General features: G+C 49.6%; 9 protein-coding genes. All 9 read left to right on the forward strand.

The genetic code is table 11. The features are described 5' to 3' along the window. The first annotated feature begins 346 nt into the window (after positions 1-346). The 9 genes from IQ268_RS31580 (at position 347) to IQ268_RS31615 (ending at position 6700) form a co-directional block, all read left to right on the forward strand. Positions 347-1081, forward strand: coding sequence for an SDR family oxidoreductase (locus tag IQ268_RS31580; RefSeq protein WP_193887378.1), 735 nt, complete (start codon positions 347-349; stop codon positions 1079-1081). 254 nt (positions 1082-1335) lie between these two features. Further along, on the forward strand, positions 1336-1890 hold the full coding sequence (locus tag IQ268_RS31585) for a DsbA family protein (protein ID WP_193887390.1): 555 nt from the start codon (positions 1336-1338) through the stop codon (positions 1888-1890). Between the two features lie 205 nt (positions 1891-2095). Further along, positions 2096-2473, forward strand: coding sequence for a hypothetical protein (locus tag IQ268_RS31590; protein ID WP_193887380.1), 378 nt, complete (start codon positions 2096-2098; stop codon positions 2471-2473). A gap of 261 nt (positions 2474-2734) precedes the next feature. Continuing rightward, positions 2735-3715 (forward strand): CPBP family intramembrane glutamic endopeptidase, encoded by a 981-nt coding sequence (locus IQ268_RS31595; protein ID WP_193887382.1) that lies wholly within the window; start codon positions 2735-2737, stop codon positions 3713-3715. A gap of 64 nt (positions 3716-3779) precedes the next feature. Then, on the forward strand, positions 3780-4520 hold the full coding sequence (locus tag IQ268_RS31600) for a CPBP family intramembrane glutamic endopeptidase (protein WP_193887384.1): 741 nt from the start codon (positions 3780-3782) through the stop codon (positions 4518-4520). Positions 4521-4548: 28 nt separating this feature from the next. Further along, positions 4549-5340, forward strand: a complete 792-nt coding sequence (locus IQ268_RS31605; protein ID WP_193887386.1) for a CPBP family intramembrane glutamic endopeptidase — start codon at positions 4549-4551, stop codon at positions 5338-5340. Positions 5341-5554: 214 nt separating this feature from the next. Beyond that, on the forward strand, positions 5555-5842 hold the full coding sequence (locus tag IQ268_RS33670; protein WP_339383244.1) for a hypothetical protein: 288 nt from the start codon (positions 5555-5557) through the stop codon (positions 5840-5842). A gap of 20 nt (positions 5843-5862) precedes the next feature. Continuing rightward, positions 5863-6240 carry a hypothetical protein gene (locus IQ268_RS31610; protein ID WP_193887388.1) on the forward strand — a complete coding sequence of 126 codons (378 nt, stop codon included), beginning with the start codon at positions 5863-5865 and terminating at the stop codon, positions 6238-6240. 121 nt (positions 6241-6361) lie between these two features. After that, on the forward strand, positions 6362-6700 hold the full coding sequence (locus IQ268_RS31615; protein WP_228035907.1) for a hypothetical protein: 339 nt from the start codon (positions 6362-6364) through the stop codon (positions 6698-6700). Positions 6701-6882 lie beyond the last annotated feature (182 nt).

Here is a 6882-nt window from a genome sequence, read left to right on the forward strand (position 1 = left end):
TCACATCTCAAAGCGTGAAAGCGATGTTCTCTCACTTCAGGCAAAAGTTTAGGAATCTCAATCGTTTGAATCCGGTAAGGCTCACTATCTTCCCCCGCTAACGCCTCGCCACAATGGATGCATTCACTTGGGTAATAATCCTCTATGCTCTGACATTGCTCCACTGGATACAAAGGACGTTCGTGTTGACACTCTCTGGGGTCTTGTCCCAGTCCGCTTGGCTAACATCATTGATGGAGGGGACAGGGTTCTCTTCCATCTTGTTAGCCTAGCAGCACCTCTCGATTTTCTCAATTCCCTTTTTCAACCCCTTGAACAGTTACCTCGAACAGAAAGGAGAACAACGATGTTAAACATTGAGAACAAAGTCATTGCGATCACTGGAGCCAGTAGCGGAATTGGCGAAGCCACAGCTAAGTTGCTTGCTCAAAATAGTGCAAAGGTGCTTTTGGGCGGACGACGCACCGAAAAGCTCGAAAAGATTGTTGAGGAGATCCACGCCTCAGGCGGTGCAGCAGAATTCAAAGCCGTAGATGTCACCGATCGAGAAGATGTGAAAGCGTTCATTGGGTTTGCGAAAGACAAGTTTGATCGCGTCGATGTCATCTTCAACAATGCAGGCGTGATGCCTTTATCGCCGATGAATGCCTTGAAGGTCGAGGAATGGGACAACATGATTAACGTGAATATCCAGGGCGTGTTAAATGGCATTGCGGCAGGTCTGCCGATCATGGAAGCGCAAGGTGGCGGACAGATCATCAATACGGCATCTATTGGGGCTCATGTGGTAGCGCCCACTGCTGCTGTTTATTGCGCGACCAAGTATGCAGTTCGGGCAATCTCCGAGGGACTGCGGCAAGAGTCAAAAACGATTCGCGTCACCATTATCTCTCCCGGCGTGGTTGAGACCGAACTCGGCTCTGATATTACAGACGAGCCAGCAAAAGGCTTCTTGAAAGAACTCCGCAAAGACGCACTCAACCCAGATACGATCGCCAGAGCTGTCCTGTATGCCGTGTCTCAGCCGAATGATGTCGATGTTAACGAAGTGATTGTCCGCCCGATCCGCCAGATGATGTAGGCAACGGCTCTCGATCACGTCAGACGGATAGGATTGACCGTGCAATTAAGTTGTGACTCTAACTTAAGTTAGAGTCAGTCTTCTAACCTGTGGTCGCAGGGTTACTCTATCAATTTGTACTGTGAAAAATTTAACCCACTGTAGACGACGGACTAAAGGCAATTTCCTATATTGAATGTATGCAAATAGAGATGCAGTCAATGGACTGAGCAAGTCCATTGCAAGGTTCTATGCTTGCTACAAATGTAGAAAAAATGAACGACGATCGCAGTCACAGTTCCTTACTTGTCCCGCCTTCAACCCAGGATTGGATGCAAGGTGTGCTGAGTGCTAGGGTCGTGCTGGTGATGTATGAAGACTATCAGTGCTCTAAAAGTGCGGACGTTTACAAGCTGATTAAAGGGATCAAACGAGAGCTTAGTGCTGCTTTTGGAGCGGATTATTTGTGCTTTATCTTCCGTCACTTTCCGCAGGTACAAATTCATCCTCATGCTCAACGGGCTGCCCAAGCCGCTGAAGCCGCTGTCCAGGGACAGTTTTGGTTAATGCACGATGCTTTATTTGCCCATCAACAAACGTTAGGGAATGGTTACCTGATTGAGTATGCCAATGATTTAGGGCTTGATATGCCTCAATTTCTCAAAGATGTGTCTAAACAAGTGCATATCGATCGCATCAATGAAAATATCGAAGGTGGAATACGCAGTGGAGTAACAACTGCTCCAGCCCTATTCATCAATAACATTCGATATACCGGACGCTGGAGAATGACAGAGTTGATGGCAGCCACTGTTGCTGCAAATCACTAAGCTCTATTCATAACTGGTCAACCGTTAGTAATTGATGACGGATATACAGTGAGTCAATCAAGCCTCGTGAATGAGCAACTTGTAAATGCTCGGCTTTAATCTCAGGAATAAGTGCCCCTGATGAAGCTAGCTGATTTTAGCAAGCACACTGTTGAGGCAATTCAATTTGAACTATTCAATCAATAAGTTTTACACAAGGAAAACAATGAAAACACTCTTCAAAAGAGCCGCATTATTCTTCGCTCTGCCTATCTGTATTTCAGGTTATTTCTCCTTGCCTGCTGCTGCTGATTCTACAGCCGACCTCATCTTGAGTACCCAATGTCAGGGTGGTTACACCATTAACATTTGGCGAAACTATCAGTCTGGTGAACTGCTTTATCGTGCCATCAGTCCTAACGGTAATTTAAGTTTGGGTGGAGGAACCAGCCAGGCGACTGAAGGCGTTCGAGTGTACAAATTTGGGAGTGGCAACTATGAATATTGGGTTTGGGATGGAACGTTGGATGATCCGCAGGCTGGGACATTAGAGGTCTATCAAAACAACCGCCTTTTAATGCAACAAGCTTGTACGAGAAGCTGAACTTTATTCACTGGTGGATTGAGACTACTTCTCTGAACCAGAACCTCACCTGAGTTATCGCAAATGCTTTGTTCCCATCGCACAAAAAAGTAACTGGAATACCGCTGGGTGGCTCAATTTACAACATGACGAGGAGAAGAGAAACCATGACCATTACGCTGATTGATTGACAAAATTTTTCTGTAGGTTGGGTTTCGCAATGCTCAACTCAACCTTAGCCAAGGGTTTGGCTACATACACGCACGAGTCAAGGGGACAAAGATGAGGATCAAAGCAATTACAGGACATCAGGGAATTGGAATGGAAGTGAAAGATGTGACTTACGTGGAGGCCGCCCGGTGGGGTAAGCATCGGGGGTGGCGGTATGTTCTGGGATTAGTAGTCATCTTCTTTGTGGGGCTTGTGGTCGGCGGCATCGCCACCCCCCGCATCGCGTTCCTGTTTGGCGGTCAGGAGGCGCTTGCGGCGGTCAATCGGCTGGATTACGCTGCGCTCGGCCTCGTGGGGGGCTTCGTTGCGTTCAGGGCGAGTTTTCTGTTCTTCCTCGCGGGAATCCTGATCGCCGTCACCCTCGTTCACCGTCGTCATCCCCGAACGCTGATCACGGCGCAGGAGCGGATAAGTTGGCGGCGTGTCGGTCAGGGGGTTGTGGCTTGGTTCGTGCCATTCTGGCTGATCGCTGGGCTGGGGCAGTACCTCTTCTATCCCGACACCTTCTCTTTCAACTCCGACCTCGCAACGTTCGCACTCTTCGTCCCGCTGGCACTAGTCTTCACCGCGATCCAGACGACCACAGAGGAGCTTTTCTTTCGCGGCTACATTGTGCAGGGCGCGAGCATTGTTTGGACGAACCGCGTGTTTCTGGCGATCGTGCCAGCCACGATCTTCGCCCTATCGCACCTGCTCAACCCGGAGGCAAGTGCGGGCGGTTGGCTCACGGTATTCTTCAACTACTTCCTCGTTCCGGGTCTGGTGTGGACCGTAGTCTCGTTGATTGACGGAACCACCGAACTCGCCATCGGCGTACACTTCGCGAACAACATCGGCGGCAATCTCTTGGTGGGCGTAGCCGGAAGCGCCGTGAACGCACCGGCTCTGTTCACAATCAGCAAGTTCCACGCGACCTACACGGCGCTATCGATGCTGGTTGTCGTACCCGTGTTTCTGGCGATCGCCTACGGGGCGTTCAAGCAGGAGTCGCCCCAATCCGTTTTCCAGAGCCACCAGAAGGGGCGTTGGTGACCCCGGCAAATCCCGAACCCATCAGCAACTGAAGTCAGCAACCCGATAAAAGGAGTCAATGATCATGCCTCGTGTTTCTTCAAATCACCTGCGGGAGTCGGGAAAGCCACCTTCCGCGTCCTCGGCTCGGACTAGCAAGACCTCCCGTCCGGGCTGGCTCGAGATTATCATCGGACTCGTCATCTATTTAATTGTAGGGTTCGGAGGCGTCTCGCTGTTCAAGCAACTCAGTCTTGCCCCCGTGGTCTACGGCCTGATCTTAACTGCATGGACTGGTGTCGCCACGCTGATCGCGTTCGCGGTGGCTGCGCGGCTGCGGATTCGTTCCCTAAGTGCCTTCGGCGTGCGTCGAACCTCCGGACGCTGGCTCCTGATCGGCATCGGAGTAGGACTGGTTGCCTTCGTGCTCAAGAGTCTGGCGATCCTAGCCTGGGTTCAGATCACTGGGGACACGAACAATGTCCAGGATGTTTACGGAGATGGCGCTCGCGGCGGGTTACTGTCTCTGGTTTTGAGCACGGTGTTCATTGCCGTCTTCTCACCCCTTGGTGAGGAACTGCTCTACCGAGGCATCGTCACCAACGCGCTGCTGCGCTACGGCCCGTTCGCTGGGGTCGTGGGCAGCACTGTGATCTTCGCTCTCATGCATGGGATCAACAACATCTTTCCCGCTGCTGTGGTAGCTGGTCTTGCCACTGCCGAGGTCTTCCGTCGAAGTGGATCGATCTGGCCGGGTCTCGTCGTCCACTTCGTTTTCAACCTGCCCTCGTTCCTGCTGATGGTGGTGTTCACCAGCACGGGCTAATAGGACAAATCACCTGGAGATTAAACCAATGTTAATTCTGAAACAATTCGGGATTTTGTTTGTGCTGGGCACTGTGGGAATTGTGATGTTCACGATCGCATCTATTCCTTTAATCGAGCAACAGTTAGCGAAACTGTCTCCAGAAGCACTGGCAAAAGTGCCGCCATTAGGGATTTTAATGCTTCTGCAAGGACTACAGCTTACAGCTCTACTGGCAATCAGCATTCTGGTCGGAATTGGTTGTGCCTATCGGGTTGGATTAAACTCCCATTTGCTTGATCATTGGGTGTTTCATACCACTAAGTCTCCATCTTTTGCCGTTGAGATGAAGTGGAGTTTGGGTGTGGGTGCAGCGGCGGCGATCGTTCTTTTGTTGCTCGATCGGTTGATGCAACCTGCCTTACCTGAAGCGCTACGGGCAGCCAATAATACAGAACCAAGTGGGTTGAATTTGCTCACAGCAATGTTCTATGGCGGCATCACTGAGGAAATTTTGATGCGCTGGGGTTTAATGTCGCTGCTTGTTTGGATCGCGTGGAAAGTCTTCAAACAAGGCGTTACATTGCCGAGCCAAGGAATATACCAGGGTGCGATCGTTCTAGCCGCGTTGGTATTTGGACTACTACACCTGCCAGCGACTGCTGCGATCGTCCCCCTCACTCCAGTTGTGATTATTCGGGCGTTGTTACTGAATGGGATTGCGGGGATTGGGTTTGGCTGGCTCTTTTGGCAATATTCACTAGAAGCTGCAATGTTAGCCCACATCAGCGTTCATGCTTTTACCTTTGTTCTTAACGGTTTACTGGCAAAGTTGGTTTAAGTTTTGGAATAGATCTCATAGAACTACAGCAGTTCTCACTCTGATGAAGTACACCCTGCACCCCATACCCTGCTCTCACAAGCTGTACCTCACTTGCCTGGAAATCGCTATATCACTGCCCACCAAGCTTTACCGTGAAAGGCTTTAAAAATGGTGAGCAATGTCCACTACTTGAATTGATGCTCAACTTTACAGTTTTAAGGTGGTCAATCACATGATTCAATGCAAAGATTTTGCGCCTCGAATTACTGAACGGGGACCCTTGGGCGGACCTTCCGAGTATGAATCTTTTTCTGAGGTTGTGAGTGCTGTAAATCAGTGGATCGAAAGTACAACGATACAGGTAATTAATGTTGAAACCGTTGTTTTACCCGATCGGATTGAAGGCACCAGTGATGATGTCTACGGAGTGACGACCAGTAATGCTTTCCACCCAGTGATGATCAGTCAGGGTCTTGCAATCAATTGCTTTCAATGTGTGCGTGTTTGGTACAGAGAATAAGCTTCAACAGAGAAGAAATAATGAAACGATTTACCTTGTTTACTTTCCTGTATCTTGCGCTGGGAGTTTGTTTAACGGCGATCGCGCTTGGATACCCAAACCTGCCTTCGGGTCTTCAAATCAGCCTGTTCGCCAGTACAGGAGCATCCTACCTTGTTTGTCTCTTCAGTACCTTCCCTTTTTGGCGGGAGGCGACGCTCCGCTCCTATCGCAGACGGAATTCGTTGGTCATTCTACCCTGGTTGGCGATTGGAGTGAATATTATTGTGACGGTCTGGGAGCTTCAGAGTCAGAACTGGACAACGGAAGCCATTTTACAAGCGTTTTCGCGGCTATTAGTCGTCTTAATATTTGTGGAAATGATTGTGATTACATGGCGAGTGAATCCTGAGAATTAGGGATGACAACCTGCAAATTCCTGAATCGCTCGATTCATAGTTCTGTTGATGAAAACCGCTCTCACGGGTTGGGCCAAATCGTACAGATATCGAGTTGAAGTGCAACACTGGGATGAGCATTATGGTGCAGCATGTGAGGCAAGATGAAACACGACAGTTGGCGATCGCACCTCGCCTGTGGCTCTGGTGGACATTGGCGACTATAATCGCGGGGGCGATCGTCGGAGCACTGGAAGAGTCAGGATTTCAGTTTATAGCAACCATATTTTTTACAGGTTTGTTTATTGGCGCAGCCCAATGGCTCGTTTTGCGCCAGTACCTTCCTAAAGCCTTTTGGTGGATAGTGGTTAGCGCACTGGGATGGACTTTTGGGCTAGTGCTAGTGAGTCCTAACGTAACCCTTGATCCGCTTATTCAATCTCTCAAGGGTCGATTCCCCGCCCCTCGGGGCGTAAGATGAAATCATGAGTGAGTATATCCATAAGTCACAACGTCACGGTCTTGCTATACCACTTAGGATCGTGAATTAAATAACCTGTAATTCTGGTTTGGCTGTGTAATTCCATTGCGGTAGAAGCTCGTCGAAGACAATCTTCATATTGGCTTTGAAACCTTCAGCAACTTTTCGACCTTTTTGATACA

Origin of the sequence: Oculatella sp. LEGE 06141 (assembly GCF_015207605.1) — a bacterium.
Classification (GTDB): domain Bacteria; phylum Cyanobacteriota; class Cyanobacteriia; order Elainellales; family Elainellaceae; genus Oculatella.